This window comes from Marinifilum sp. RC60d5, from assembly GCF_052400665.1.
Classification (GTDB): Bacteria; Bacteroidota; Bacteroidia; order Bacteroidales; family Marinifilaceae; genus JBQTGK01.
Window position 1 is genome coordinate 19597 of record NZ_JBQTGK010000017.1, and the last position, 26378, is coordinate 45974.

Sequence of the window (26378 nt, forward strand, 5' to 3'; positions counted from 1 at the left end):
TCAAAAAAACAATCCATTATTTTCTATACAGATAATTCAAAATACTAACAAAATAAAAATACAACAATGAATAATTTTGAAACACTTAGCACAGAAGATTTAAAAAATACTAAAGGTGGTATGCAGGATAAAGTAGTTCTTGATGACATTCTAGTTTAGATCATCTTCTCAAAAAAACAATCCATTATTTTCTATACAGATAATTCAAAATACTAACAAAATAAAAATACAACAATGAATAATTTTGAAACACTTAGCACAGAAGATTTAAAAAATACTAAAGGTGGTATGCAGGATAAAGTAGTTCTTGATGACATTCTAGTTTAAAAAAATTCTATCATTAAATTTTCGGATGATAATCACTCTAAGATCAATGGTCTTGTATTAGCATGTAAATACAAACCAATAATCTTTATACTAAAGATAAATTCATTTGCATGGAGAAAAATCCAACTTACAAGGAATTGCAAGAACAATTAGAAGAAGCAAAAATACAATTAGAACAAGCAGAACAGCTTAAAAATTCGTTTCTCTCTAATATGTCACACGAAATTCGTACTCCTATGAATGCCGTTGTAGGTGCATCTGAATTGTTAAAAGACGACTCTCTTTCGAAAGAAGAACGCAATGAGTTTACTAAAATATTAAGTTCAAGCAGTAAAGAGCTATTGGATTTATTTAATAGAATTCTCGAGTTATCTCAACTAGAAAGTGGCGCAGTTAAATTAATGGAATCTGAAATTGAAATTCGTACTCTATTTGAGAAATTACACATTTTATTTAGCCAAAAGATTTATGATTCTAAAAAAAATATAATCCTTAACTATTATCAGGATCTACAGGAAATTAAAATTTTTAGCGATCACGATAAACTATTAAAAATCTTATCTTATTTGCTGGATAATGCAGTAAAATTTACAGATAAGGGAGAAATTGATTTTGGGTGCGCAATTCTAGATAGCGATAATATTATATTTTATGTAAAAGATACTGGACCTGGAATTGCAGAAGAAGAATCAGAAAAAATATTTAAAAAATTTACTCAAATCGATAATTCTTATACCAGAGTACATTCAGGGGCTGGTTTAGGTTTAAGTTTATGCAAAGGATTAATAAATACATTAAATGGTAAGATACATATAGATTCTAAAATTGGTAATGGATCTATTTTCTATTTTACAATCCCATTAAAAATTTCAGAATCTAATATTGTTATAAAAGAAAAAATTGAGGCCATCTTAAAAGAAAATTCTACTGAAATTTATTGCCTATCCAAAAACAATATTGCCATTTAAAATGGTTCAATTATATTTCCATAATTACGTTTCTAGAAAATCTTTGTAATTATTTCGAGCGAAAAGATATTTCTTTATAGTTCAATACTAGGTCAAGTACAATTGATAATATTAAAATATTAAATCTCTGATCCGATTTAGAAAATATCAAAGTACAAGCTATTCCCATAATAATAATTCCAAATAACTTAAGTAAAGAACTTAATTCAAATTCCTGTACTTTCTTCCAATTTAAGTTAAGAATTCTGTAAATAATATTTAGTCCCAATCCGCAAGTTAATAGCACTACACCATAAGTTTCCAACTGTAAAATAAATAATGCTCCAACAATTATTAAAACTGTTGCAAGAGTATATAAAATAGAAAGTATTCTTGTCATCTAATTTAAAATAAAAGTTCAGGATCGTTAAAATTACTTTTTCCCAAATGTGAATAAGCCAAAGGTGTTACTTCACGACCACGAGGTGTCCGTTTTATAAATCCCTCTTTAATTAAAAATGGTTCGTAAACTTCTTCAATTGTACCACTATCTTCTCCCACAGCAGTAGCTATTGTCGAAATACCAACAGGTCCTCCATTAAATTTATCGATTACAGTCGTTAAAATTCGATTGTCCATTTCATCTAATCCATGCTTATCGATATTTAGTGCTTCTAAAGAAAATTTAGTAATATTGAGATCAATTGCACCATTTCCTTTTACCTGAGCAAAATCTCTTACTCGTCGTAAAAGTGCATTAACAATTCGAGGTGTTCCCCTACTTCTCGATGCAATTTCTCCGGCAGCTTCATGAGTAATGTCAACATTTAAAATTCCGGCACTTCTTTGTACAATTTTTGTCAATACTGGTAAATCATAATATTCGAGATGACAATTAATTCCAAAACGCGCACGAAGAGGCGAAGTTAAAAGACCTGACCTAGTAGTAGCACCAATTAGGGTAAATGGATTTAACTCAAGTTGAATGGAACGTGCTGCAGGCCCTTTATCAATCATTATATCTATTTTGAAGTCTTCCATAGCAGAATACAAATACTCTTCTACAATCGGATTTAAACGATGTATTTCATCAATAAACAACACATCATTCTCTTCCAGATTTGTTAAGAGTCCTGCTAAATCTCCAGGTTTATCCAGGACGGGTCCTGAGGTAATTTTTAAACCCACTCCTAACTCATTAGCTAAAATATTAGATAAGGTTGTTTTTCCGAGTCCGGGAGGTCCGTGAAGTAAAACATGATCTAAAGCTTCCTCTCTCATTTTTGCAGCTTTTACAAAAATGCTCAGATTCTCAACTATTTTTTTTTGACCGCGAAAATCAGAAAACTGTAATGGTCTTAATTCATTATCGAATTCTTTTTCCTTATCAGGAACATTCTGATTTCTTATGTCCAAATTATCTTCCATTCGGCAAAATTAAAATTGAATTTACTATTTAACTGTAAAAGTTACATAAAATAAATAAGCCGATATGTTTTAATACCGGCATCTTATTAAAAAAATCTGTAATAATAATTTATAAATTTAATTTTTCAAGAATCTTAAAGAATTGCTCTAATTCGAATGGTTTAGACAAATGTGCATCCATACCACTCTCAATACATTTTTCTTCGTTAGCGACCATTATATCGGCTGTGAGAGCAATTATTGGAGTGTATTGTTCACCGTTTTCTAAAATTCTAATATTTTTAGTAGCTTCAATACCATCCATTTCTGGCATCATAATATCCATTAGAATAAAATCATAAGTTGCCTCCTTGCATTTATCAACCGCTTCAATTCCATTATTGGCAACATCAATTGTATAGCCATATCGTTTTAAAGTAAACTTGACAACCGTTTGATTTAATTTATTGTCTTCAACCAATAAAATAGAATAATTTTTACTTTCCCAGTTCATTCTTTTAGTATGGATTTTAATAGGAGGCAAGATAACAAAATCATCTTAATTTAAGTAAACAATTTTAACTATTACGTGAATGTCTAAAAAATTGTTGTAAGGATGTAATGTCTGTTATCAACACCTTTATTATTATTATTTCCTTTTTTTAAATTTCTAAAAAATAATATAATAAATATATCCTGTTAATACTGTTGGTAAGAGTTTTGATTTTTCTTTGTAATTCTTTTTAAAATAGATCTAGTAACAGGATACTAACAGGTATTGTTAATTTAGGCGTATTGTAAATCAGTGTATTTTACATCTTATCAACAAACTGTTGATAACTGTATCTTGTTATAAAAATACCGTTGTTTTATATTAACAGTGTGTTAATAACTGGTTGAGAGAATACAATAAGACGGTGAAAAATAAACTTGGTATGGGATCATTTTTTTTCTATACAAAGACAATTTTGTATCCTCCAAATAAAAGATTAGAATATTTAATAAGGAAAAATTAACAGTATGTTAACTGAATGTGAACAAAAATGTTAATAAGCTATTTTAAGTGTCTTAATTGGTTGATTAGTAGTAGTTAAGAAAGGTGTGTTTTTGCCGAAAAGTAGTACTTAGTTGATAAAGTTAATTTTAAGTGTGAAAATGCATTTTTTATCAGGCTGCTAATTAAAATTACTTAATTTTGTGAGATAAATTAATAGAAGAACCGCATTAATAAATAAGTAATAGTTTCGAAAAATACTTACTATGAAAAAAATAAAAGTTGCAATTGCTTGCGATCACGCAGGCTTTAATTTTAAAAATAAATTGGTTGATTTTTTATCTGCTCAGGGATATGAGGTCAAAGATTTTGGAACAAATTCTGAAGAAAGTATGGATTATCCGGATACAGCTCATCCTTTAGCTGCTGCAGTATCAGCCAATGAATTTGACTTTGGTTTTACACTTTGCGGAAGTGGTAATGGTATTACAATGACTGCCAATAAACATCAAAAAATTAGAGCGGCCTTATGTTGGACTACAGAAATTGCCGAATTAGCTCGATTGCATAATAATGCAAATGTATGTGGTATTCCGGCACGTTTTATTTCTTATGAACTTGTAGAAGAGATTGCTAAGGTATTTCTTACTACTGCGTTTGAGGGGGGCAGGCATCAAAATAGAATTGATAAAATTCCTTTAAAATAATAGGCTTAGCAAGCATAAACAGAATCATAATAAATAAGGAATAAAAGAATTAAAGATGCTTTATTGGTAGTAAGAATTATTATATTTGTGCTGATTGTTAGAGTAATAAGAGAGTTTAATTAAAAGGATAAAATGCTATCAAATACGTGTAAATATGCAATTCGCTCGGTTATTTATTTATCTATAAATGCTAAAGAAGGGAAGAAGATTGGAATTAAAAAAATATCAGAAGAGTTAGAAATTCCTACTCCTTTTCTTGGTAAGATATTACAAAGTTTAGCTAGGCAAAAATTACTTACTTCAACAAAAGGACCACATGGTGGTTTCGGAATGGGTAAGGATCCATCTGAAATTACATTAATGAATATAGTTGAGATTGTTGATGGTTTGGACATGTTCGATAACTGTTTAATTGGTATACGTCCATGTAAAACAGGAACAAATAACCAACCGCCTTGTCCTGTGCACAATCAATTTAGTAGTATCAGAAAACAAATTTATGATTTGTTTAAGGGCAAAACTATTGGACAGTTAATTACCGAAATGGATGATACTAATGAATTCATTAGTTTATAATATTTTTTTTAAAAATGATATTTTATTGAAAGGCTTGCTATTTAATAGCAGGTCTTTTTTTATTTTTAACCAGGGATACATAAATATAGCTGTAATTCCACCAATAATATCGGCAGCTAAATCGGCATAATCGCCACTTCTATTTATAAAAAAGTTTTGTTGAAGATATTCAATAATTGCACCATAAAAAGCAATTACCAAAAGAGAAACTATAATTCTGCTTTTTCTCTTTAATCTGGTCTGAAAACGTAATTCGGCCAGTAGAAAAAGACCCATAACGAAAAACATTCCAAAGTGGACTATTTTATCGAAATAAGGAATTTCAAAAGCTGAAGTTTTCGGTAAATCATCTCCAGGAACTGAGCATAAAATAAATATAATTATTGCCCATATAATATTTCTCCAAAATGGTTTAAATTTCATTTTTATAGTTGTTTGCAGCAAAGTTAATAAGCTAATCCAACTTATCAAGTATATTTTTAGATATGGTTTTACCTAATCTTTATTGACTAGCTTATTAGATTTTTGTAACTTAAATAATGTTTAAAATTTTGTTAACTATTATTTTAATTTATGAAAAATACTGCAGCAGGAGTAATGAAATTATTAAGAGAAGAAAAAATAAATACCTGGTTTGATTTAGGTCTTTTTATTGATCGTTTTAAAGAAAATAAACCCATTCCTGTTGTCGAATTTAATAAATCATATTTCGAATTTAAAAAGGATATTGGTAAGAAAGGAATGGCTTTTATAAGCTTTTATTTTTCTATTGATGGGGTAAGTATAGAAGTTGAAAAATATGCCAAAATATTTCGTCATAACTTAGGTTCTCAATTACCTATACACTACATAAGTGGTAAATTTTATCCGGAATCGATGAAAATTATTGATGCTGATACTAAGACCTTTACGATAGAAGAAATGCAAGGTTTTGATGATTGGAGTTTGTACAAAGATTTCTTTTTTACCAAATTGAAAAGAGGTAGTGTAGAATATAATGAGCTGATCTCTAAGTTCTGGAATGAAAGTCTAACAATATGTGAAAAACTAGCTAAATATATCGAGGATAATAATATTGGATTGTTATATCTCATAAATGTTTGCTCTAATCCTGGTAATGTTTCGAGTGCCTTAGCATGTGTCTTGGTATCCGAATATATGGGAATTCCGGTTATTAATAATAATCATGATTTTTATTGGGAAGGAGGCAATTCTGAAATAAATAAACAGGTTTATGGATTGAAAAAAGGACCTAGAGACTTCTTTTTTTTAAATTCTCATTTGGGCGAATTTTTTTCTCAATTGGAGGTTTTGTATCCCTGGGAATCCCGATCCTGGATAAATGTTAATATCAATAAAAAACAAAGTGAATATCTGGTTCATTACAAAGGGCATAATCCTGCTAATGTAACAGAAATAGGCACTGCTGTTGATACTTCTAAATATTCAGATATTAACAAAAGAAAGAGAATTCAGGCGATGTATCAGATGGAAAAAATGCTGAGTCGTTATCATAAAAAGACATTAATTAGTTATTCGGTTAAAGATGTATTGCAATATAAATTGGTTGATAAAAAGAATCCGGAGCCTATTTATATTGGTTACAAAACGAAGGCAATGCATAAGTTTCTGTCAGAAAATATCATTTTTTTGCAGCCAACTCGAGTTATTTCTCGAAAAAGAATAGAGCTGGGATTTGATTTAATCCGTAAGATGCTTGAAGTTGATAGTTTAAAAGAAAAAATTAGAGAATCGGATGATTTAAAGCTTACCATTTTGATAACTGGGCCTATTCCTTTAGGCCAATATCCCTATTTTCAAAAGCTGTTAAAGCGTTTTGAAAAACTACTTAAGGATATCGATAAAGAATTTAGAAAAAGAGTGTATTTAGGATTTTTATTTAGTGAAACCGATAAAAAACGATTTAAAGATCATTTTAAAAATCCAATAGGCATACCCGAGTTGTACAGTATTTCATCTCTTATTTTATTGCCTTCGAAAACCGAAGGAAGAGGTTTACCCATATTGGAAGCGGCTGCCGCCGGAGTACCTATCTTTTGTCGCAGATATCAACCCGAAAATGTATATGCCGAAGTTATAGGTGAACATTTACCTGAAGAAGACAGGCTTCAGGTTATAGAATTTAAAGGAAGAACTATACTAAATTCTCATGTTAATGAGATTATTGATAAAGTATTTTTTCCACATATTCATTACCGAAGTGTGAATCATAATAAAAAGGTAATAGAGAATCGATATAGTATTACTTCTTTAAATACAGGGATCGAAAAAATCATTAAAAAACTACATTATCAGCTTAAATCAAATAAAAATAATCTACAAAAGGTAGGCGAATTTTATGAGCTATATCAGCAAAAAGTAAATTTCACTAACAATGATGTAAAAGCCTTATTAAATACTGATAACAGACATTACTTACCAGGCTATGGAAGATTAGCTTTTATGCTTTATCTTAAATCCTTAATCGATCCAAGTAGCTTTAGAAAGGAAGAACAGGAAATAAGAGGTGCTGCCTTTTATTTTGCTAAAAAACAGGTGAACGATCACCCCGATTTTGAACAGTTAAGTTTAGAAGAGATTCATAATTTTTATAATTCTGTTGATAATTTGTTTGTAATAAGAAATGGGGAGGTAAACATACGTCACGATCATTCATTTACCTATCGCCATAGAAATAAGAATAATTATTATTTTCATAATTATACCATTCAGGAATTATCGGGAATGATTAACCTGTTGAAACTTGAATATTTACCTGCAAGTAATGGGCGGAAAGTAAATGGTTCCTCAAGATTTTTTTTGGATAAAAATTTAGCTCTTTCTCAGCTCACATCGAGTTCTGTTATTTCTATTGATGATAGAGAATTTTTATTCAAAAAGTTAAAACAAAATTTGCCAATGGCATATTTTCCTGGAAAATATGTAAAGTACGAATTTGAATATTTTGTATTAAATTCGGTGAAAAACCGATTGAATATTCAGATGCACGATTCTATTTCTAAAGAACTAATCAGGAATAATAAAATTGCTAATATTTATATTTTTGCTCCTGATACAGTGCTTACAAATTGGACAAGAGCACAGGATATTCAGAACTTTATAGAATCGGGTTCCGATCAGGATCTAAAATTGTTGTACGAGGAAAAAATATTGCAAATTGTATCTATTAATTCTTTAACTGTCGGAATTCATATTCCTCAAATGGGAGAGAAGCCAATCTCAATTCTTCGATTTATAATGGAACACGATGGATATCTTATTTCTAATCGAAGAAATGCAGCTTTTATGTCGGATATTCTTAATATCGATCGTTTTCATATTGGTCGTGCAAGTACCGATTTAGAAGCAAATATTATGGGTATTTCTAAAAATACCGGATACATACAGTTCGTGCCTGCAGGAGTTCGAACAAGTCTGGCTTATCCTACGCCAATTCAAACACCAAAGAATTTCTCTGACCTTTTACATTCAAATCAGTTTAAAACTTTGTGTGATAAATATGGAGAAAAAGAGGTTTACAGAATAATACGTGAAGATGCAGAAAAAAATGGTTCTCCTTTACAATTGGTTTTGGATAAACTTTCTGATTTGAAACAGGAAGATTCTGATGTGGAATATTCTTATGTTAGTGGAGTATATCAGGACAAAAATCCATGGAATGGAGTGTTGGCTAAAGCAAAAATAAGTACAGATACCGAAAGTTGGAAATTTGCTACTTTAAGTGCACTTAAAACAAAAACAGTAATTCATTTTGTAAAAGATTTTGAAGCTGATAACAATTGTAAAGTGAAAATAGCCTGGAATGGAGGATATATTTTAAATCCCGAACTGGTAGGTAAATTGGGAATTTCAGAATCGTATATCGGTTCTCCTTTAGGTTTACTAATATCCAATGGAGAAACATTAAGCGCTCCCTTATTTAATAAGCCTGCTTTACTCATTTATAAATCGGGTAAACTGGATATTTCAAGAGTAAATTGCAACAAAGGAATAAAAGTAAGAATAGGAGATATTATTTTAACTTTTGATTCTAAAAATTATAACAAATGGAGTTCTAGCGAACTATCTTATTTCGATTTAATGTATGAGAAGAAAGATATACAAGCTAAAAATTGTATTATTTATCGATTGGCAGGCAATACCTTAAAAGAAATTATACATGGAAAAGAATCGGTTCGACAGATTCCGGTGGGTTTAACATTGTGTATTCCAATATCTGTATTTCAAAATAGTATTGCTAAAATAGGCGATAAGCTAAAAATTGATATCATTGGATTAGAAAACGTACTGCATGCTGTGGAAGCTGGTCCGATGTTATTAGATGAAGGAAAACAGTGTTTAAATATGGAAATTGAAGGTTGGAAAAAGCAAAATTCAATAAAGACACAAGCGGCGCGTTTAGATTATACGGATATGAGAGGACCTAAAATTGCGCTAGGAATAGATCATAATGGAGATTTATATGTTTTAACCATTAATGGTAGAATAAGAGAATCGGTAGGAGCCACACATTTTGATATGGCGGCAATATTGGAAAAATACAATATTCAAAAAGCTATGGGGTTCGATCCGGGTGGAAGTTCTACTCTTGTGGTGAATGGAGAAAACTTAAATATATCGCCTTATAACTCAAAATACGAGCAAAATAATTTCTCTTTACCTCCCGAGCCTCGTGCTGTTTCTAATGCTGTAATTGGTTATAAAAAGGACTAGATAGTTTACAAAATTAATATATTAGTATTTCCTTAAGCTTCCGAGAAAGGAAATATCGCTGGTAACTTTAGGATCACCCTTATATTTTACCGATCCAATACCCGAGATATTTACTCTTAATTCTTCTTCTACATGTACTTTTCCGCTTCCAACACCACTTATGTCAATATTGGCTTTATTTGCTATTAAATCAATAGCATTTACACTTCCGGCACCCGAAATATCAATCTGCATTTCATGCGCTTTACCAGCTAGTTTTATGGTAGAAGCGCCGCTGTTATCTATCGATAAACGATTGGCCGATAAGTTTAAATTAGCAGATGAAGCTCCATTTATTTCAATATCTAATTTATCGAAACGCAATGATTGATCGCTTTTAAGAGAAATTGCTCCATTGGCTTTTATTCCACTTAAATGTTTAAATCCGATGTAAAGTTTAAGTTCTTTTGATTTATAAATCGATTTTTCGGTACTGATATATAAAACATCATTTTTCACTTTACTTTTAATTATTTCCAGAAGGTTTTCGTCGGCAACAATTTTTAAGCTGTAATCTTCGTCTTGCGACAGATAAATAGTAAATGCACCATTAATTTTTATGTTTTCGAAATTGTTAATCTCACGATTTTCAGATTTTACGTTTCCATTTCCTTTAATTCCATCTGCTTTAAGCGGATTTACAATTAAAAAACTAAACAGTAGAATTAAAATTGGCGATATCATTTTCTTTAAACTTCTCATCCGGTTTATATTTTATGAAACTCTGTTCGATTATTTATTGTTATCTGTTTAAAAGACGTATGATATAATGAATCGTTGCATAATTGGTGGAAATAATATTTTTATTGAGAGGTATAGGGACAAAAAAACCGTATCACAGAAGTAATACGGTTTATATTTAGTTAAGAATTTATATCATCTTTAAAATTCAGCATTATTTGGTGTTCTTGGAAAAGGAATTACGTCGCGAATATTACCCATTCCGGTAACAAATAACATCATTCGTTCAAAGCCTAAACCAAAACCAGCGTGAGTTGCAGATCCAAAACGGCGAGTATCTAAATACCAATCCATTTCTTCTGCAGGAACATTCATTTCTTTCATACGAGTAGTCAGTTTCTCTAAACTTTCTTCACGTTGAGATCCTCCAACAATTTCACCAATTCCCGGGAATAAAATATCCATGGCGGCAACTGTTTTTCCATCCTCATTTTGTTTCATATAAAATGCTTTGATATCCTTAGGATAATCAATAAGGATTACTGGTTTTTTGAATTTTTTCTCTACCAAATATCTTTCGTGCTCCGATTGTAGATCAGCTCCCCAACCTTCAATCACATATTGAAATTTTTTCTTTTTATTTGGCTTAGAGTTGCGAAGAATATCAATAGCTTCGGTATAAGTTAAGCGAACAAAATCGTTTTCCAATACAAATCTCAATTTCTCGATTAGCTCCATTTGGCGATCTTCTGCTTTTAAGCCTTTTTCTTCTTCCTGTAAACGCTTGCTTAAGAATTGAAGATCTTCCATACAGTTATCTAAAGCATATTTAATCATATACTTTAAAAATTCTTCGGCCAAATCCATATTATCAATAATATCATAAAAAGCCATTTCAGGTTCTATCATCCAAAACTCAGCCAAGTGACGAGTTGTATTCGAATTTTCGGCACGGAAAGTAGGACCAAAAGTGTAAATTTCACCCAAAGCCATAGCTCCCAATTCACCTTCTAACTGTCCCGATACGGTTAGGTTGGTTTCTTTTCCGAAGAAATCTTCTTTATAGTTAATTGTTCCATCCTCGTTTAAAGGTGGATTTTTAGGATCAAGTGTTGAGACTCTAAACATTTCGCCAGCACCTTCGGCATCCGATCCGGTAATTAGTGGTGTATGCATATAAAAGAATCCTTTTTTGTTGAAGAATTCGTGAACAGCATAAGCCATTGCATGACGGATACGAAATACAGCACTAAAAGTGTTGGTACGAAAACGCAGGTGAGCCTTTTCTCTTAAGAACTCTAAAGAGTGTTTTTTAGGCTGTAGCGGATACTTATCAGGATCAGCAACACCTAACACTTCAATACTTTTTGCAGCAATCTCAACCGATTGTCCGCTACCTTGCGATTCAATTACTTCTCCAACAACAGAAATTGCTGCTCCGGTTGTAATTTTTTTAAGTAAGTCCTCATTAAAATTAAGAACATCAACAACAATCTGAAGATTTTGAATAGTAGAACCATCATTTAAAGCCACGAAATTAATTTGCTTATTACCGCGCTTTGTTCTTACCCACCCTTTCACATTCACTGTACTGCCAATCTCGTTCGAAATCAACAATTCTTTGATCTTAATTCTTTTCTGTTCCATTTTAACTAATACTTAATGAGATGTTTTAGCTAGCAGCAACGAGCTGTTAGCTCTTAGCTATTCCCATATTTAAATAAGAATAACACATTCTAAATATTTCTATATATGAACGATTATGTATCAAAAAAACACTTTATACAAAATCGAATTACAAAAATATAAAAATTGACTGCAATACAGTTAAGTAGAAGCTAATTAATTGAAAAATTAGTGCTTAAAGTCTTTATCGTTATCAGGAATAAAGGGTGATTGTATTACAAATACGACTTATTAAATATTTTTTTCAAGATTTAATTTGTAAGAATAAGATATTGATTCACAATAGTTAAAGAGTATTTGTCTAAAGAATCATAATTCGTAGTTTACGATTTTTTAACAAGATTATTATCTTTAGCCCATGCATAAATCTAGTAAATCAATGATTCAAAATAAGTTAGTAAACGCATTACAAGAATCGATACAAAAAAATCGTGATCTTTCGGCTTTTAGTAATTATCAAAAAGATACCATTACTTACGCCGAAGTTGCTCAGCGTATTCATTGGATGCACATTTTCTTTAAAGAACTTGGCATTAAAAAAGGAGATAAAATTGCAGTTATAGGCCGAAATTTAAGTAATTGGGGAGTTACGTATCTGGGAGCTGTTACTTATGGTGCGGTGATAGTACCTATATTACCCGATTTTAATTCCAGCGATATTCATCACATAATAAATCATTCTGAGTCGAAAATATTATTTGCCACCGAAAATCTTTTTAATAAAATTGATGATTCGAAAGCAGAAAAGCTTAAAGGAATTATTTCTTTGGGTAATTTAGAAATACTTTGTGCTGCCAGCGATAAATTTGAAAAAGCATTTAAAATTTCAAAGCAAATAGCAGAAGAAAAGCCGGTAGATATCGATAATTTAAAGTTTGCAGATCCTAAGGAAGATGATATTGCAGTCCTTTCTTATACATCAGGAACTTCTGGTTTCTCGAAAGGAGTTATGCTGCCCTATAAATCTTTGTATTCGAATGTGAAAATTGGTTTCGATTATATCGATTTAAAAGCACAAGATAAGATTGTATCCTTTTTGCCACTGGCTCATGTATTTGGGTGTATGTTCGAATTTTTAACCGAGTTTTGCTGTGGTTGCCATGTTGTATTTTTATCGAGAGTTCCTACTCCTCAGATTATTACGAAGGCTTTTATGGATGTTAAACCGCGCCTTATTTGTGTAGTTCCTCTTATTATGGAGAAAATCTATAAAAAGAGAATTTTACCTGTTTTAGAAAGTCGTAGAGTAAAATTAATGCTAAAAATTCCTTTACTGGAACGAAAAATCCATAAAAAAATTCGAAATACATTAATTGATACTTTTGGTGGCAATTTTATAGAAGTTATTATTGGTGGAGCTGCTTTAAATAAAGAGGTAGAAGATTTTTTGAAAAAAATAGAGTTTCCTTTTACAGTAGGATATGGAATGACAGAATGTGGTCCACTAATTAGCTATAGTTCCAATAAAGAGTTTCGATCACACTCATGCGGAAAAGTTGTTGATCGCATGCAGGTGCGTATTAATTCGGATGATCCATATAACACAGTAGGCGAAATTCAGGTAAAAGGTAATAACGTAATGAAAGGTTATTATAAAAATTCTGAAGCAACAGCTGAGTGCTTAAGTAAAGACGGTTGGCTGGGAACAGGAGATTTAGGTGTGATAGATAAAGACAATACAATTTATATTAAAGGAAGAAGTAAAAATATGCTTTTGGGTCCATCGGGACAAAATATTTATCCCGAAGAAATTGAGGCAAGCCTAAATAATATGCCTTTTATACAGGAATCGATCGTTACCGACGATAAAGATCATAAACTAATTGCATTAATTTATCCCGATTATGAGGCATGTGATGCCGAAGGTTTAGATAAAGAAGAAATTGAACATGCAATAAATAAAGACAAGCAAATTATTAATAAAGGGCTTCCTGCATTTATGAAAATTTCGAGAGTAGTTCTCTTTCCCGAAGAGTTTAAGAAAACACCCAAACGAAATATTAAAAGATATTTGTACACAAATTTGTACCACTAATCAATATAAGCCGATCAGTTTTGATCGGCTTAATTTTTGAATAAACCCGATTGTAATCTTGTTCTGTGATGAAATTTATATACAAAATCAATAAGCGGTGTTATCACGAATTGTGTTCCGTAATTACTATCTAAATAAGATAATTTATAGCCTGCCGAAAGCGAAAACCTACTGTTTTTGTGCCAGTGAATTTTAGCTTGATTTTCCACAGCCCATTCTCCATTAAAATTAATATTATAGTAATCTGCATTTATGGAGAAATTAAAATTTTTATACATATTACCAGCTAGTTCTAATCCCGTAAAATAGAGTTTATTGCCAGAATAAAAACTTGCTGTACGCTGATATAAAAAGTAATAATCAAGAACAGGCATTTCCTGATCTCCGGTTTTTAAGGAAAAATCAATTCCAAACCTTGCACTAAGAATTAAATCTGGAATTCGGATAATGCAATCGGGCGCTTCAGGATTTAAAATACGACTTACAATTATTTCGTTTCTAAAAGTAAAAATATGTGGAATTTTGGCTGATTTTGGTAGCTGATTCTGAAAAGAACTTTTCCGCATCCATTTTAAACCTGGTGTTGGATAATAAAATGTATGCTGGCTCGAAAGGATAGTTTTTTTTCCTATCCATTGGTGCTTGAAACCTAAATTTGGAGCAAAGGGAAATAATAATAAATGTGAATTAATTTCTGTTTTTGGATAGTTACCATAGCGGCTAATTGCTAATGCACTTAAGTAGATTTCGTACATAGGAACAACTTTAGCACCTCTTTCTGTCCAGGTATTATAGTAATCAATTCTTGGAGTGCCCGGTTGAATTTTATTTGCATAATCAGAATACTGGTTCGCATGTATATTAATTTTACCATTATACTGAGCACTTACTGTTAAGGTACAGATACATAAAAGTAAAATATTTATAATTCTCATATTTAATATTTTATATCAAATATATCTAATTATAATTAATATTTAATAATCAAATTTATGCTACTTACCGATAAAATGTGATTGCTTACCTAAAAATTATCTTTTTTTACTTCCTAGCTCTCTATTTTTATATTTAAATAGACTAAAAGTTAAATACAATTGTTTACTAAGAAATTATTAAATCCGGAAACTTTTAAATTCTTTATAGTTTCCGAAGTTTTTACTTCCTTATATTTGTAATATGAGTGATTTAAAGGAATATATTGTTACTAAATCGTGGCATTTATTTTCTAAAAATGGAATTAGAAATGTTACAATGGATGATATTGCCAATAAAATGAGGATATCAAAAAAACAATTTATCGTTTTTTTAAAAACAAATCGGATCTGGTAGAACAAGCTTTAGATTGGCAATTTGAAAATCCTATTTTCTCATTTAATTCTAAAAAAATATCTAAACTAAATGCTATAGATCAGTATGTTGAGTTTTATAGGTTTATTACAAAACAAATTAATAACAAAGAGCATAAGCTGCAATACGATTTAAAAAAGTACTACCCATTACTTTGGAGTAAGTTTAATTTGAAGAATATCAGTAGGTTTAAGAATGAATTAAGTGGTAATTTACAGCAAGGAATAAAGGAAGGACTTTATCGAAAGGAATTAAATATAGAATTTATAAGTAAAACAATGGCTCGTTTGTATTTGAGTATGACTTTGGTTGATGATTATATTTTTCAAAAGGAAGATATTTTAAATTTCAATTACCATAAAGAATTAGGAATCTACCATTTATATGGAGTATGCACATCAAAAGGAATAGAATACTTTAAAACTAAACTAATATAGATTATAACTAATGAAAAATATCCTATTATTAATATTGGTTATTTTTTTTGGTCTCAGTTACCAAACGCAAGCACAAACTGAGGTCAAAGAATATTTTAGCCTAAGCGAAGCACAGGATTTTGCTTTAAAAAACTCATATTCGGTTAAAGGTACCGATTATGATTTGCAAGTTGCCAGGAAGAAAGTTTGGGAAACCATTGCCGATGGTTTACCTCAAATTGATTTTTCGGCTGATTATACAAATAATTTAAAATTAAGTAAGTCTCCATTGCCTGTCGAGTTTGCTAATGTTATTAGAGCAATGAGTGGCGAACCTACTTCCGATGAACCTATGTTTGTATCCTTTGCTCAGCAATATTCCGGTTCGGCAGGAATTACTGTAAATCAGAAAATATTTGATGGTTCTTATATCGTGGGTACAATGGCGGCCAAAGTGTATTTACAGCTTTCTAAAGATCAGAAAGAAAAATCCGAAATAGAGATTAAAGATGCAGTTGCACAAGCATATTATACCGTATTGGTTGCCAAAGAGAATTATAAAACAATAAAGGATAATCTTGAGATTAACGAGAAGCTATTAAAAGAAATAGAAGCATACTATGAAAATGGTTTTCGAGAAGAGTTGGATGTTGATCAGATTCGTTTGAATCGTAACAATGCGAAAACCAATTTATCGGATGCTAAAAGAGCTATTCGCACCGCGCTAATTGTTCTGAAATTTACAATGGGAATTGATGTTGACAAGCAAATTGAATTGACAAATACTTTAGCAAGTTTAGTTGATCCCATTAGGTCGGTAATCCCTGCAATTTCGACTTATGATGTTTCGAATCATATCGATTATAAAATTATGAGTACGCAGTTAAAGGCTCAGGATTTATTAATAAAAAATGAACAAGCAGCCTACTTGCCAAATATCTCGGCATTTTATACATACAATAAAAATACCAGTACCGATTATTCTAATGTATTAAAATCGGAAGTTCCCTGGTTTAACTCATCCATATTAGGATTTAAAGTTAGTATGCCAATTTTTTCGGCTGGCAAAAGAAGATCTCGCGTAAAGCAACAAAAAATTGAATATTTAAATCTCGAGAATAATCTTTTAATGACCGAGCAAAATCTTAAAAAAGATTTAAGTATTTCGTTTTCGAACTTGTTAAATGCTCAGGAAAAATATGAAAATGATAGCGAGGGTTCTAAAATTGCGAAGAGAATATACGATAGAACACGAATTAAATTTAACGAAGGAATTTCTACCAGCACAGAATTATCCGAAAACGAAAAACAATATATCGATGCTCATGCAGCATATATAAACTCAACACTTATGTTGTTGAATTCTAAAATTGCTTTCGATAAAGCATTGAGTAAACTATAATTGATTAAATCCTACAAAAGATATAAAAATGAAAAAATTAATTGTTGCACTAATGATTCCGCTTTTATTTGCATGCTCTTCTAAAGATGCAGAAAAGGATTTAAGCAATGCCGAACAGCTAAAAAAATACAAAAGTGAATTTGCTATTTTGAAAAAGAAAATTTCGATTCTCGAGAAAAAAATTAAAAGCGAAAATCAGGAGGAAGACAAAGTAAATGTTCTGGTTTCGGATTTAAAAACTTCTAAATTTGAGCATTTTATACAGGTAACAGGAAATGTTGAAGCTGATAAAAATATTACAATTACCCCTGAAGCTGCAGGAAATATCATTTCTATTGATGTGGTAGAAGGACAGCGCGTAAATAAAGGAGATGTGTTGGGAAGATTGAATACCTCACAAATTCAACGTACTATCGACGAAGTAAAAACCAATCTCGATCTTACAAGAACAATATTCGAAAGACAGGAAAGACTTTGGAATCAGAAAATAGGTTCTGAAATAGAGTATTTGCAGGCTAAAACCAATAAAGAATCATTGGAAAGAAATTTAGAAGCTCTCGAGGCTCAGAAAGATATGGCAATTATTACTGCACCTTTTAAAGGTATTATCGACCAAATTCATCAAAAGAAAGGAGAGTTGGCTGGTCCTTCTATTCCTTTTGCTCAATTGGTAAATATCGATAAAGTATATGTAGAAGGTGATGTATCAGAAAAATATCTTAATCATATTAAAGCCGGAGCTATTGTTCAACTTAATTTTCCAGCTATTGATCTGGATATTGAAGCTCCAATTTTTCGTACATCTAATGTAATCGATCCAGGAAATAGAAGTTTTCAAGTAAGAATTAACTTAAATAATTCGAAGCATAAAATTAAGCCTAATTTGATTTCTATAATGAAAATTAAGGATTATGAAATTGATAATGCAATGGTGGTTCCCTCTATTATTATTAAGAAAGACTTTGAAGGAACTTATTTGTATTTGGCAAAAAAAGAGGGTGATCATTTAATTGCAAAGAAAACTTACATTAAAATTTCCAGAACTTATAACAATCTGTCACTGGTAGAATCGGGATTAAAATTAGGTGATAAAATTATTACCGAAGGATTTTCTCAGGTTGTTAACGGAACGCTAATTAGCTATAAGTAATTCGAAAAAAAATGGATAAAATTAAAGATACAACTACTTCCGAGAATATTCATCGGGAGTTTAAACCCACATTTGGAGCTTTAAAGAATAAGAATTCTATTTTTATTCTTACAGCTATTCTGGTTATGTTCGGGTGGTTTTCATATAAAAGTATGCCCAGGGAATATTTTCCTGAAGTGGTAATTCCAAATATCATGATTTCTACTCCTTATCCGGGAAACTCTCCTGTGGATATTGAGAATTTAGTAACTCGTCCCATCGAGAAAGAACTAAAATCGCTAAAAGGAGTTAAAAAATTAAGCTCGGCTTCTTACGAAGATATGAGTTTAATTGTAGTCGAATTTAATACGAATGTACTTGTTAAACAAGCTCTTCAGGACACTAAGGATAAGGTAGATAAATCTTTAAGCGAATTGCCGGACGATTTAGATACAGACCCAATTGTTGAGGATATCGATTTTGCCGATTTCCCAATTATGAGCGTTAACCTTTCTGGTGATTTTGGTTTGGATGATTTAAAAGAATTTGCAGAAGAACTGCAGGATAAGTTTGAAGCTCTTCCCGAAGTTTCCGAAGCCGATATTAAAGGTATCGATGAAAGAGAAATTAAAATTAATGCCGATCTTCATAAAATGGAAGCTAACAATGTTAGTTTTCATGATATAGAAACGGCTATTAGCGACGAAAATGTAACTGTTAGTGCCGGTACATTAATTACCGATAATACCAGAAGAAGTATTCGTACCAGTGCCGACTTTGTTAATATGCAGCAAATAGAAAACACAATTGTAAAGGTTGTAAATGGGAGAGTGGTTTACCTAAAAGATGTTGCCGAAGTTGAAGATGGATACGAAGAACTTTCCTCTATTTCACGATTGGATAATCATCCGGTAGTATCATTATCTATTACCAAAAAATCGGGTGAAAACCTTTTGGCTGCAACCGATCAGATCCACAAAATTATTAGTCAGGAAAAAGTAAATGGAACCCTTCCTCGTGGATTAGTAGTTACTGTTACCAACGATACTTCGGAAGATGTAAGAGGACAAGTTGCCGATTTAGAGAACTCTATTATTATGGGAATGCTGCTGGTAATTCTTATTCTTTATCTTTTTATGGGATTAAGAAATGCACTTTTCTCGGGTTTGGCCATTCCAATGTCTATGCTTATTTCTTTTATTCTTCTTAATCAGCTTGGATATACGGTTAATCAAATGATCCTTTTTTCTTTGATTTTAGCTCTTGGAATGCTGGTTGATAATGCCATTGTGGTAGTCGAAAATGTGTATCGATTGCACGAAGAAGGTCTTTCTAAGTTGGAAGCAACCAAAAAAGGTGTTAGCGAAATTGCCGGACCAATTATCTCATCAACAGCAACTACTTTGGCGGCATTTTTTCCACTTTTATTATGGGGTGGTATTATGGGTGAGTTTATGAAATATTTGCCAATCACGTTAATTGTGGTGCTTTCTTCCTCTTTATTTGTTGCATTAATTTTAAATCCGGTTTTTACTGCCAGTTTTGTTAAAATAGATGATGTGAACAAGAGGATGGATAAGAAAAAATACCTTATTATAGCGTCTGTCTTTTTAATTGTTTCTGTTCCATTTTATTTAATGAAAATGTTTGGTGGCCTGGAAAGCTATTTAACAGCAAATATTTTTGCGGTAATCGGTTTACTTATTCTTTTAAATCTTGCTGTACTTAAACCTTTTGCCCGTTGGTTTCAAACAGTTTTTTTAATTGTTCTTGAGAACAGATATGAAAAAACATTGCGTTTTGCACTGAAAGGAGTTCGCCCGTTATTATTTTTTACAGGAACATTTTTATTAATGATTGGCTCCATAGGTTTCTATTTTAGTACCAATCCATTATTTGTATTTTTTCCTGATAATGATCCAAAATCGGTGTACATAACAATGGAATTACCGTTGGGAACCGATATTCATAAAACCAACGAATTAACCGAAAGAGTTGAGAATATTGTTAATAAAATAATGTATCCTTACATGGGTATTGTTCGATCAATATCTACCAATGTTGGTTCGGGTAAAGGTGGAATGTTTACAGCAAGCAGGGCCGCTAATAAATCTTTAACTACTATTTCTTTTGTAGAGTTTAAAGAGAGAGGTGGACTTAGTACTTCTGATATTATGAAAGAGTTGACTAGTGCTTTTGAGGGATTTATTGGTGCTAAAATATTCGTAGAGAAAGACGATCAGGGACCTCCGGTTGGATATCCTGTTAATATTGAAATATCGGGTGATGATTTTGAACAATTATTAAAAGAGGCTAATCGTGTTAAACAAATGCTCGATGAAGATAGAATTGCTGGCGTTGAAGAATTAAAACTGGATTTAGATCAAGGGAAACCCGAAATGCTAATTAATATCGATCGCGATAAGGTTCGTCGTTTTGGTTTGTCAACAAATCAGGTGGCAAGAGCTCTTCGAAATTCATTATACGGACTCGAAGTATCTAAATTTAAAGATGGAGAAGATGAATATGATATTATGCTTCGTCTTAGCGATAAATACAGATATGATGTTCCGGCATTAATGAACCAAAAGATAAGTGTGATGAGTCCTGTGAGCAATAAAATGGTTCAGGTACCCATTTCGGCTGTTGCCGATTATTCGTATGGTTCAACCTACGAACGAATAAACAGAATTGAGAATACTCGGGTGGTTACCATTTATTCTAATGTTAAGGAAGGATATAATGCAAATATTATAAATGCGAGAGTTAGAGAGTTGCTTAGCGATTTTGAAATGTCGAAAGGATATACTTATAAACTTACTGGCGAACAGGAGGAACAGGAAGAAACACAAGCATTTTTAACTCAGGCTTTAATGATTGCTCTGGCCTTAATTACCTTAATTCTTGTTACTCAATTTAATTCGGCAGTAAAACCAATAATTATAATGATTACTGTATTATTTAGTACCATTGGCGTATTCCTTGGCTTAGGAATTTTTCAGATGCCTTTTGTAATTTTAATGACAGGAATTGGAATTATTTCTTTAGCTGGAATTGTTGTTAATAATGGAATTGTTCTGGTCGATTATATCGATTTACTTCGTAAACGTAAAATCGAAAATACAGATATGACAGGTCGTAAATATTTGAATTCTACTGAAGAGGTTGATTGTATAGCCATGGCAGGAAAAACTCGTTTGAGACCTGTATTACTTACAGCAATAACTACTGTACTTGGTTTGCTTCCTCTTGCTGTTGGTATGAATTTCGATTTTGCAACCTTGTTTAAAGACTTTAACCCTCATTTATCTTTTGGAAGTGATAGTACAGCTTTTTGGGGACCAATGTCGTGGACAGTAATATTTGGTTTAACGGTTGCCACCTTTTTAACCCTCGTAATTGCACCAGTAATGTTTCGTTTGGCTACACAAGTAGAGCATAAATTTTATAAACTATTTCAAAAGAAATAAATTAAATAATTCCCTTTTTTTATAAAGGGAAAATTACTGGCTTTTATACTAAACAAAATACCTATATAAAATTATCTTTACTGATTTTCTAAAAACTTATTTCAGAGATATAAGTTGATATAAATAGTAATAAAGTTCTGAAAGTGGCGTTTTTAGTTTAAAAGCTATAAAAAATTAAATTCAAATTTTAATCCTAAAAAATGATCTGTTCATCTATAAAAATATAGGGTAAATAAAATCTGATAGAAGCATTTTGTGTGTCAATATAATAATTCGTAAATTTTTAAATGTGAGTTTGTAGATAAGGATAGCTCAATTAATCATATATATTAAACCTTTAGCCATGGAAATCATTTCGATGATATTACAAATATTAATTCTAACTGCTCTGGTATTTGTTATTTCTTTTCTGATACAGGAAAAAAGAAATACTGTATCAGGATTAGAAGAAGTAGCAACTGATACGCAATTAGAAGAAGAGAATCATGTTATTGCTGTATCTGATGAGAAACGCGAAGAATTTTTAAGAATTAATTCTTTTTTCATGAAAATTTTATGCGAAAAAAAGAGCAAGAGTAATTTTAAGAAACTGCAAAAAGAGTTTTTAGATTTAGGCACGCGTCTTTATTATTTAGCTTCGGAACCTACCATCAGAAAGTTTTTAGAATTTAAATCGCTTAGTTCTTTTGTTGAAGGAACGGTGCATGAACATAAAATTGCTCTTCTTTGGTTTGCCGAATTTAATGTGTTGCTTAGAAAAGATTTGGGACTTAAAACCTCTCCTGAATTAATAAAAGATTATTTGAATATTGTTCTTACTTTTTGGGATGAAGAAGAAATGGAAAAGGGGGAGTTAAATGATTTAAAAAATCAACTTGCCGACTCTATAGATAATTATTTTAGTGTTTTTAATGTTGGAACTTCATTAAACTAAAAAAGTGCCGAAAGGCACTTTTTTATTTATTTTTTCATCTGGTAACATCTTACCCAGTCTATTTCTAATTCCGAATTTAAATTATTACTTGCGTTTTTAACAGCAATACAGAAATTTAAATACATCGACTCCTGAGGTATTCCTTCCTTTATAATTTTAACGCTTACATCGTTAATTTTCCATTCCAATTTATCAGCACTCCAATCAAGAGTGTAAATATAATAGCCTTTGCTTAAATCTATCCCTTTTACCTTAAATTCATTTTTTTGTGGTGATTTCTCGTTTCCCCAAAAATTTCCGAACATGAGTTTACCTTCATTGGCGGTTTTTAGTACATCAATATGAGGAAGAATTTTATTGGATACCATCCAAAATGAATTTTGAACTTGAGAATGATTTTTTAATTTAATTTTAGCTTCGAATTTTCCATACTTTTGTTTGAATGAATTTCCGGTATTTATAATAGCCGAAGTATATTCAAATTGTTGAGGTACAAAACCTAAATTAGGTTTCCATAATAAACCATCTTTTTTTTCTTTTCTAGCTTGTAAAACGGCCGATGTTCCTGATACTTGTATATTATCTCCATCAGTAAAAGATTGTAAATCTCCAGCTAAAGAATAAGCTTTATTTAATAGTTTATCACCCCAATAATAGCGAGTTGTCCATTTAGTTGTGTCAAGCTTATTGGTGTCAAATTCATCGGAAAAAGTAAGTTCCCATTTTTTAATTTCTTCAAATGGGTTTTTATGTTTCAATTTGAAAAATTTCACAAATTTCTCACTTGCTTTCAATTGCTGATATTCCTGCAGCTTTTTATATTCTTTGGTTTTTTCAAATCGCTTTTTATCCTGTAGAAATTCTTTTTCTTTTAGAAAATCATCGGAACTAATTTTTTCTTCGAGCTGATAATAAGTTTTAAGATCAGATGATTTTTCTACTTCCTGATATATTCGAAGGGCTTTTGATTTTCCGAACTTAAAATATTCTTTTATACGAGCCGATGATTTTAGTCTTTTATATTCATTTAACTTATCAGCTTGTTCTTTTTTGTTAAAAGAAGATGATTTTACAAGTGTTTCAAGATCTTTAAATCGTATTAACTCATCCGATTCGTTCAGTTGATTATAATTTGTAAGTTCTGAAGAATCTTTTAATTTAAAATAAGTTTTAAATTTTCGGGATTTTTGAAAACGCTTAAATTGCTTTTCATCCTGAAATAACTGACTTTTCTTAAAGCTTTTTCCTTCAATATTTTTCCGGTGGTTCTTAAATTTATCGGAAAGAACATAAGTTTCGAGTTCATTAAAATGTTGTAATTCATCTGATTTTGAAAAATTTTCAAAATCTTCGAAATCACTTTTTAGTTCGTCTCTTTTTTTCTCAATGGCAACAGTATCTGATGCTCTGCGTAGTTTAGATGCTAAAAAAAAGCTCATATTATTTTAATTTCTTGGATAAAAACAATTGTCTAATTTATACATAATCGGTAAATAATCATAATCCGATTAAGTGATTAGTGTCTTAATTAAAAATTATTGTCTTACAAAGTGATAAGTAATGCTTCCTTTTTGTTGAATTGGACTGGAGCTACTAACATTAAATTTTGTTTTATAAGAAGCACCAATAGCTGCTTCGAACAAACATTCATCTTTTACTCCCGATTCTTTTTCCAACACTTTGGCATCAATAACTTTTCCACTTCTGTTTACTGTTATTTGCACAACAATTTTTCCTTCTCCTTCACATTTAAATACCGGTATGGGTAAATAAATTTTATGGCGACCTTCTAAGCTGTAATAAACACTGCTTGGTCCACTATATTCAATACTTTGTAAAGAATCTAAAGCACGCTGCTTTTCTTTAGCTTCGGCTGCAGTAATACTGTCTAATTTGTAGTCATTAGAACTTTTTTTACCTCCAGGTGCTTCGTCAGATCCATACTCTTCTAAATTCTTGCGAATCTCGTCGATCATATTCTCAACCTTTACTTTTGGATCGGACTTAGATTTTTTAACATTTTGGTTTACGGCAATTGATTTAAGAAGTTCATCTACACTCTTAGAAATTTCAGAATTTTTTTCTTCGAGTGCTTTTTCAATTTTTTCTTCCTCTTCTTTAAGTATCTGTTCTGCTACTTCTGCTGGAATATCAATAAAAATTTCTGGTTCACTAAACTCACGTTTTGTGTTTAGTTTAAATGAAAGTAGAATAATCAATAAAAGCATATGAAATGCCAGAGTGCCCATTATTCCATATTTGTTCCTCGAAACAAAACTTTTGTATTCGGATACTATATATTTACCAAATTGTAAAATTTGAGTGATAATGGCTTTTATAGTATCTTTTATCGAATTCATTTTTTTCTCCTGCGTCGGTTTATTTTGCAATATTAACTATTCTAAGACAAATTTATTAAGAATTAACGGCTCTCCCATATAAACATTGCAGATACAAAAATAAAAAAAGTCGCTTAAAATAAATTAAGCGACTTTCAGAGAACTTCTATTATCTGAATTTACTAAAACTTCCGTTCTTTTACTAAATTGCCTTTGGCATCCCAAATGTACCAGGTTCCTACTTTTTTTCCTTCGTAATACTCCATTTCATAGCGTTTTACTCCATTTTCGTCCCAAATGTACCACTTGCCATGCTTTTTATTCTTTTTGTAATTGGCTTCTGCAATCTTTACTGATTTATCATTCCAGGTAATCCAGGTTCCATCCATTAAACCGTTCACATAAGAGCGAACTTCCTGAACTTTTTCATTTTCGAAGAAAAGAGTAATTTTTCCATTACGTTTTCCCTCAACTAGATTCATTTCTATTCTTTTAGCACCACTTTCATAAAACTCTGTATATGTTCCGGTGTAAAGATCTCCCTGGGTACAATAATATAATCCCTCTATTTCTTCTATTGGTTGTGAAAATGAGTGATTAGCAAAAAAGCACAATAATAAGCCTAATATTACTCCTAACTTTTTAACCATCTACTTCTAATTAATCCTTTTTTAGTACCAAACGGATAACGTTATTTTTTCCGTTTACATTTACATTTTTTAGCTTATTGTTGGTATAAGAAATATAGCTTGACAATATATTATAGTTGCCAGGAACTACATTGCTAATTTTAAAGTTACCATCAAAATCAGTATAAACAGTTTCTGCTGATCCTTCGAAACGGATAGCTACTCCTGCTAATGCTTCACCTGTTTCTGTATCTAAAACAATACCAGACAAGCTAGTTGTTTCAATAGTTGCAATAGCTGCTGTATCTAATTCTTTATCACCCTCAGGTGTTACTACCTTAATTGCCTGACTTTCAAGTCCAACTACTAATAGTGCAATAAATAGGAAAATAAATTTTTTCATTTTCGTAAATTTTTTGTTTTAGTAATAAATCTTAGTTTTTATTTTATATTGATTAATTCTATTTGATTGTTTCATTGTTATTTTCATTAAATTAGAACAAGCAAAAAGAATTTTATTCTCGTTTTCGAAGTGAAACTACTTTCTCTTCTTCTTACACAACAAATGTAAGGTGCTTA

The 26378-nt window shown here is 31.0% G+C and carries 21 protein-coding genes and 2 pseudogenes; 12 read left to right on the top strand and 11 right to left on the bottom strand.

What is annotated here, in order from left to right; genetic code table 11:
* Positions 1–60 precede the first annotated feature (60 nt).
* From ACT3CE_RS18400 to ACT3CE_RS18410, 3 genes and pseudogenes are all read left to right on the top strand, one after another.
* Positions 61–159 (top strand): annotated as a pseudogene (locus ACT3CE_RS18400) (ComC/BlpC family leader-containing pheromone/bacteriocin); the annotation flags it as partial.
* A gap of 69 nt (positions 160–228) precedes the next feature.
* Positions 229–327: pseudogene (locus ACT3CE_RS18405) on the top strand (ComC/BlpC family leader-containing pheromone/bacteriocin); the annotation flags it as partial.
* 110 nt (positions 328–437) lie between these two features.
* The gene (locus ACT3CE_RS18410; RefSeq protein WP_444711228.1) at positions 438–1295 is read left to right on the top strand and encodes a sensor histidine kinase; all 858 of its coding nucleotides are present in this window, start codon (positions 438–440) and stop codon (positions 1293–1295) included.
* A gap of 49 nt (positions 1296–1344) precedes the next feature.
* Here the strand turns inward: ACT3CE_RS18410 and ACT3CE_RS18415 are convergent, their stop codons facing one another.
* The 3 genes from ACT3CE_RS18415 to ACT3CE_RS18425 all read right to left on the bottom strand — a co-directional run bounded on the left by ACT3CE_RS18415 (position 1345) and on the right by ACT3CE_RS18425 (position 3195).
* Positions 1345–1674 (bottom strand): hypothetical protein, encoded by a 330-nt coding sequence (locus ACT3CE_RS18415; protein ID WP_444711229.1) that lies wholly within the window; start codon positions 1672–1674, stop codon positions 1345–1347.
* Between the two features lie 5 nt (positions 1675–1679).
* On the bottom strand, positions 1680–2702 hold the full coding sequence (gene ruvB, locus ACT3CE_RS18420; RefSeq protein ID WP_444711230.1) for a Holliday junction branch migration DNA helicase RuvB: 1023 nt from the start codon (positions 2700–2702) through the stop codon (positions 1680–1682).
* 109 nt (positions 2703–2811) lie between these two features.
* A complete protein-coding gene (locus tag ACT3CE_RS18425; protein WP_444711231.1) occupies positions 2812–3195 on the bottom strand; it encodes a response regulator in 384 nt (127 codons plus the stop codon).
* 746 nt (positions 3196–3941) lie between these two features.
* Between ACT3CE_RS18425 and rpiB the strand changes: the two genes are divergently transcribed.
* Both rpiB and ACT3CE_RS18435 read left to right on the top strand, forming a co-directional pair.
* A complete protein-coding gene (rpiB, locus tag ACT3CE_RS18430; RefSeq protein WP_444711232.1) occupies positions 3942–4382 on the top strand; it encodes a ribose 5-phosphate isomerase B in 441 nt (146 codons plus the stop codon).
* Between the two features lie 132 nt (positions 4383–4514).
* Positions 4515–4958, top strand: a complete 444-nt coding sequence (locus ACT3CE_RS18435) for an RrF2 family transcriptional regulator (RefSeq protein ID WP_444711233.1) — start codon at positions 4515–4517, stop codon at positions 4956–4958.
* Here ACT3CE_RS18435 and ACT3CE_RS18440 read toward each other — a convergent pair.
* The gene (locus tag ACT3CE_RS18440; protein ID WP_444711234.1) at positions 4953–5381 is read right to left on the bottom strand and encodes a VanZ family protein; all 429 of its coding nucleotides are present in this window, start codon (positions 5379–5381) and stop codon (positions 4953–4955) included. The genes ACT3CE_RS18435 and ACT3CE_RS18440 overlap by 6 nt on opposite strands.
* Positions 5382–5531: 150 nt before the next feature.
* Here ACT3CE_RS18440 and ACT3CE_RS18445 point away from each other — a divergent pair, with 150 nt between their 5' ends.
* Positions 5532–9692: a phosphodiester glycosidase family protein gene (locus tag ACT3CE_RS18445; protein ID WP_444711235.1), complete on the top strand. Its 4161-nt coding sequence runs from the start codon at positions 5532–5534 to the stop codon at positions 9690–9692.
* A 21-nt stretch (positions 9693–9713) separates the two neighbouring features.
* Here ACT3CE_RS18445 and ACT3CE_RS18450 read toward each other — a convergent pair whose 3' ends face one another.
* The gene (locus ACT3CE_RS18450; protein ID WP_444711236.1) at positions 9714–10433 is read right to left on the bottom strand and encodes a head GIN domain-containing protein; all 720 of its coding nucleotides are present in this window, start codon (positions 10431–10433) and stop codon (positions 9714–9716) included.
* A 180-nt stretch (positions 10434–10613) separates the two neighbouring features.
* Positions 10614–12059, bottom strand: coding sequence for an asparagine--tRNA ligase (asnS, locus tag ACT3CE_RS18455; protein ID WP_444711237.1), 1446 nt, complete (start codon positions 12057–12059; stop codon positions 10614–10616).
* A 418-nt stretch (positions 12060–12477) separates the two neighbouring features.
* Between asnS and ACT3CE_RS18460 the strand changes: the two genes are divergently transcribed.
* A complete protein-coding gene (locus ACT3CE_RS18460) occupies positions 12478–14133 on the top strand; it encodes an AMP-binding protein (protein WP_444711238.1) in 1656 nt (551 codons plus the stop codon).
* Positions 14134–14162: 29 nt separating this feature from the next.
* On the opposite strand, the gene ACT3CE_RS18465 is transcribed toward ACT3CE_RS18460, so the two are convergent.
* Positions 14163–15068 (bottom strand): hypothetical protein, encoded by a 906-nt coding sequence (locus ACT3CE_RS18465; RefSeq protein WP_444711239.1) that lies wholly within the window; start codon positions 15066–15068, stop codon positions 14163–14165.
* 582 nt (positions 15069–15650) lie between these two features.
* On the opposite strand from ACT3CE_RS18465, the gene ACT3CE_RS18470 reads away from it, so the two are divergent.
* From ACT3CE_RS18470 to ACT3CE_RS18490, 5 genes are all read left to right on the top strand, one after another.
* Positions 15651–15917 carry a hypothetical protein gene (locus ACT3CE_RS18470; protein WP_444711240.1) on the top strand — a complete coding sequence of 89 codons (267 nt, stop codon included), beginning with the start codon at positions 15651–15653 and terminating at the stop codon, positions 15915–15917.
* 10 nt (positions 15918–15927) lie between these two features.
* Positions 15928–17298 (top strand): TolC family protein, encoded by a 1371-nt coding sequence (locus ACT3CE_RS18475; protein ID WP_444711241.1) that lies wholly within the window; start codon positions 15928–15930, stop codon positions 17296–17298.
* A 28-nt stretch (positions 17299–17326) separates the two neighbouring features.
* Complete coding sequence (locus ACT3CE_RS18480; protein ID WP_444711242.1) at positions 17327–18448, top strand: efflux RND transporter periplasmic adaptor subunit; 1122 nt, start codon at positions 17327–17329, stop codon at positions 18446–18448.
* Positions 18449–18459: 11 nt separating this feature from the next.
* Positions 18460–21897 carry an efflux RND transporter permease subunit gene (locus ACT3CE_RS18485; RefSeq protein ID WP_444711243.1) on the top strand — a complete coding sequence of 1146 codons (3438 nt, stop codon included), beginning with the start codon at positions 18460–18462 and terminating at the stop codon, positions 21895–21897.
* A gap of 343 nt (positions 21898–22240) precedes the next feature.
* Positions 22241–22831, top strand: coding sequence for a hypothetical protein (locus ACT3CE_RS18490; RefSeq protein WP_444711244.1), 591 nt, complete (start codon positions 22241–22243; stop codon positions 22829–22831).
* Positions 22832–22857: 26 nt separating this feature from the next.
* On the opposite strand, the gene ACT3CE_RS18495 is transcribed toward ACT3CE_RS18490, so the two are convergent.
* The 4 genes from ACT3CE_RS18495 to ACT3CE_RS18510 form a co-directional block, all read right to left on the bottom strand.
* Entirely contained in the window at positions 22858–24270 is a 1413-nt protein-coding gene (locus tag ACT3CE_RS18495) for a family 16 glycosylhydrolase (protein ID WP_444711245.1), read from the bottom strand.
* A 96-nt stretch (positions 24271–24366) separates the two neighbouring features.
* Complete coding sequence (locus tag ACT3CE_RS18500; protein WP_444711246.1) at positions 24367–25191, bottom strand: energy transducer TonB family protein; 825 nt, start codon at positions 25189–25191, stop codon at positions 24367–24369.
* A gap of 161 nt (positions 25192–25352) precedes the next feature.
* Positions 25353–25820, bottom strand: coding sequence for a toxin-antitoxin system YwqK family antitoxin (locus tag ACT3CE_RS18505; protein ID WP_444711247.1), 468 nt, complete (start codon positions 25818–25820; stop codon positions 25353–25355).
* A gap of 10 nt (positions 25821–25830) precedes the next feature.
* Entirely contained in the window at positions 25831–26202 is a 372-nt protein-coding gene (locus ACT3CE_RS18510) for a carboxypeptidase-like regulatory domain-containing protein (protein ID WP_444711248.1), read from the bottom strand.
* Positions 26203–26378 lie beyond the last annotated feature (176 nt).

Coding starts and splice junctions, on each gene's coding strand:
- ACT3CE_RS18410 (WP_444711228.1), top strand. CDS start 438: ATGGAGAAAAATCCAACTTACAAGGAATTGCAAGAACAATTAGAAGAA.
- ACT3CE_RS18415 (WP_444711229.1), bottom strand. CDS start 1,674: ATGACAAGAATACTTTCTATTTTATATACTCTTGCAACAGTTTTAATA.
- ruvB (WP_444711230.1), bottom strand. CDS start 2,702: ATGGAAGATAATTTGGACATAAGAAATCAGAATGTTCCTGATAAGGAA.
- ACT3CE_RS18425 (WP_444711231.1), bottom strand. CDS start 3,195: ATGAACTGGGAAAGTAAAAATTATTCTATTTTATTGGTTGAAGACAAT.
- rpiB (WP_444711232.1), top strand. CDS start 3,942: ATGAAAAAAATAAAAGTTGCAATTGCTTGCGATCACGCAGGCTTTAAT.
- ACT3CE_RS18435 (WP_444711233.1), top strand. CDS start 4,515: ATGCTATCAAATACGTGTAAATATGCAATTCGCTCGGTTATTTATTTA.
- ACT3CE_RS18440 (WP_444711234.1), bottom strand. CDS start 5,381: ATGAAATTTAAACCATTTTGGAGAAATATTATATGGGCAATAATTATA.
- ACT3CE_RS18445 (WP_444711235.1), top strand. CDS start 5,532: ATGAAAAATACTGCAGCAGGAGTAATGAAATTATTAAGAGAAGAAAAA.
- ACT3CE_RS18450 (WP_444711236.1), bottom strand. CDS start 10,433: ATGAGAAGTTTAAAGAAAATGATATCGCCAATTTTAATTCTACTGTTT.
- asnS (WP_444711237.1), bottom strand. CDS start 12,059: ATGGAACAGAAAAGAATTAAGATCAAAGAATTGTTGATTTCGAACGAG.
- ACT3CE_RS18460 (WP_444711238.1), top strand. CDS start 12,478: ATGATTCAAAATAAGTTAGTAAACGCATTACAAGAATCGATACAAAAA.
- ACT3CE_RS18465 (WP_444711239.1), bottom strand. CDS start 15,068: ATGAGAATTATAAATATTTTACTTTTATGTATCTGTACCTTAACAGTA.
- ACT3CE_RS18475 (WP_444711241.1), top strand. CDS start 15,928: ATGAAAAATATCCTATTATTAATATTGGTTATTTTTTTTGGTCTCAGT.
- ACT3CE_RS18480 (WP_444711242.1), top strand. CDS start 17,327: ATGAAAAAATTAATTGTTGCACTAATGATTCCGCTTTTATTTGCATGC.
- ACT3CE_RS18485 (WP_444711243.1), top strand. CDS start 18,460: ATGGATAAAATTAAAGATACAACTACTTCCGAGAATATTCATCGGGAG.
- ACT3CE_RS18490 (WP_444711244.1), top strand. CDS start 22,241: ATGGAAATCATTTCGATGATATTACAAATATTAATTCTAACTGCTCTG.
- ACT3CE_RS18495 (WP_444711245.1), bottom strand. CDS start 24,270: ATGAGCTTTTTTTTAGCATCTAAACTACGCAGAGCATCAGATACTGTT.
- ACT3CE_RS18500 (WP_444711246.1), bottom strand. CDS start 25,191: ATGAATTCGATAAAAGATACTATAAAAGCCATTATCACTCAAATTTTA.
- ACT3CE_RS18505 (WP_444711247.1), bottom strand. CDS start 25,820: ATGGTTAAAAAGTTAGGAGTAATATTAGGCTTATTATTGTGCTTTTTT.
- ACT3CE_RS18510 (WP_444711248.1), bottom strand. CDS start 26,202: ATGAAAAAATTTATTTTCCTATTTATTGCACTATTAGTAGTTGGACTT.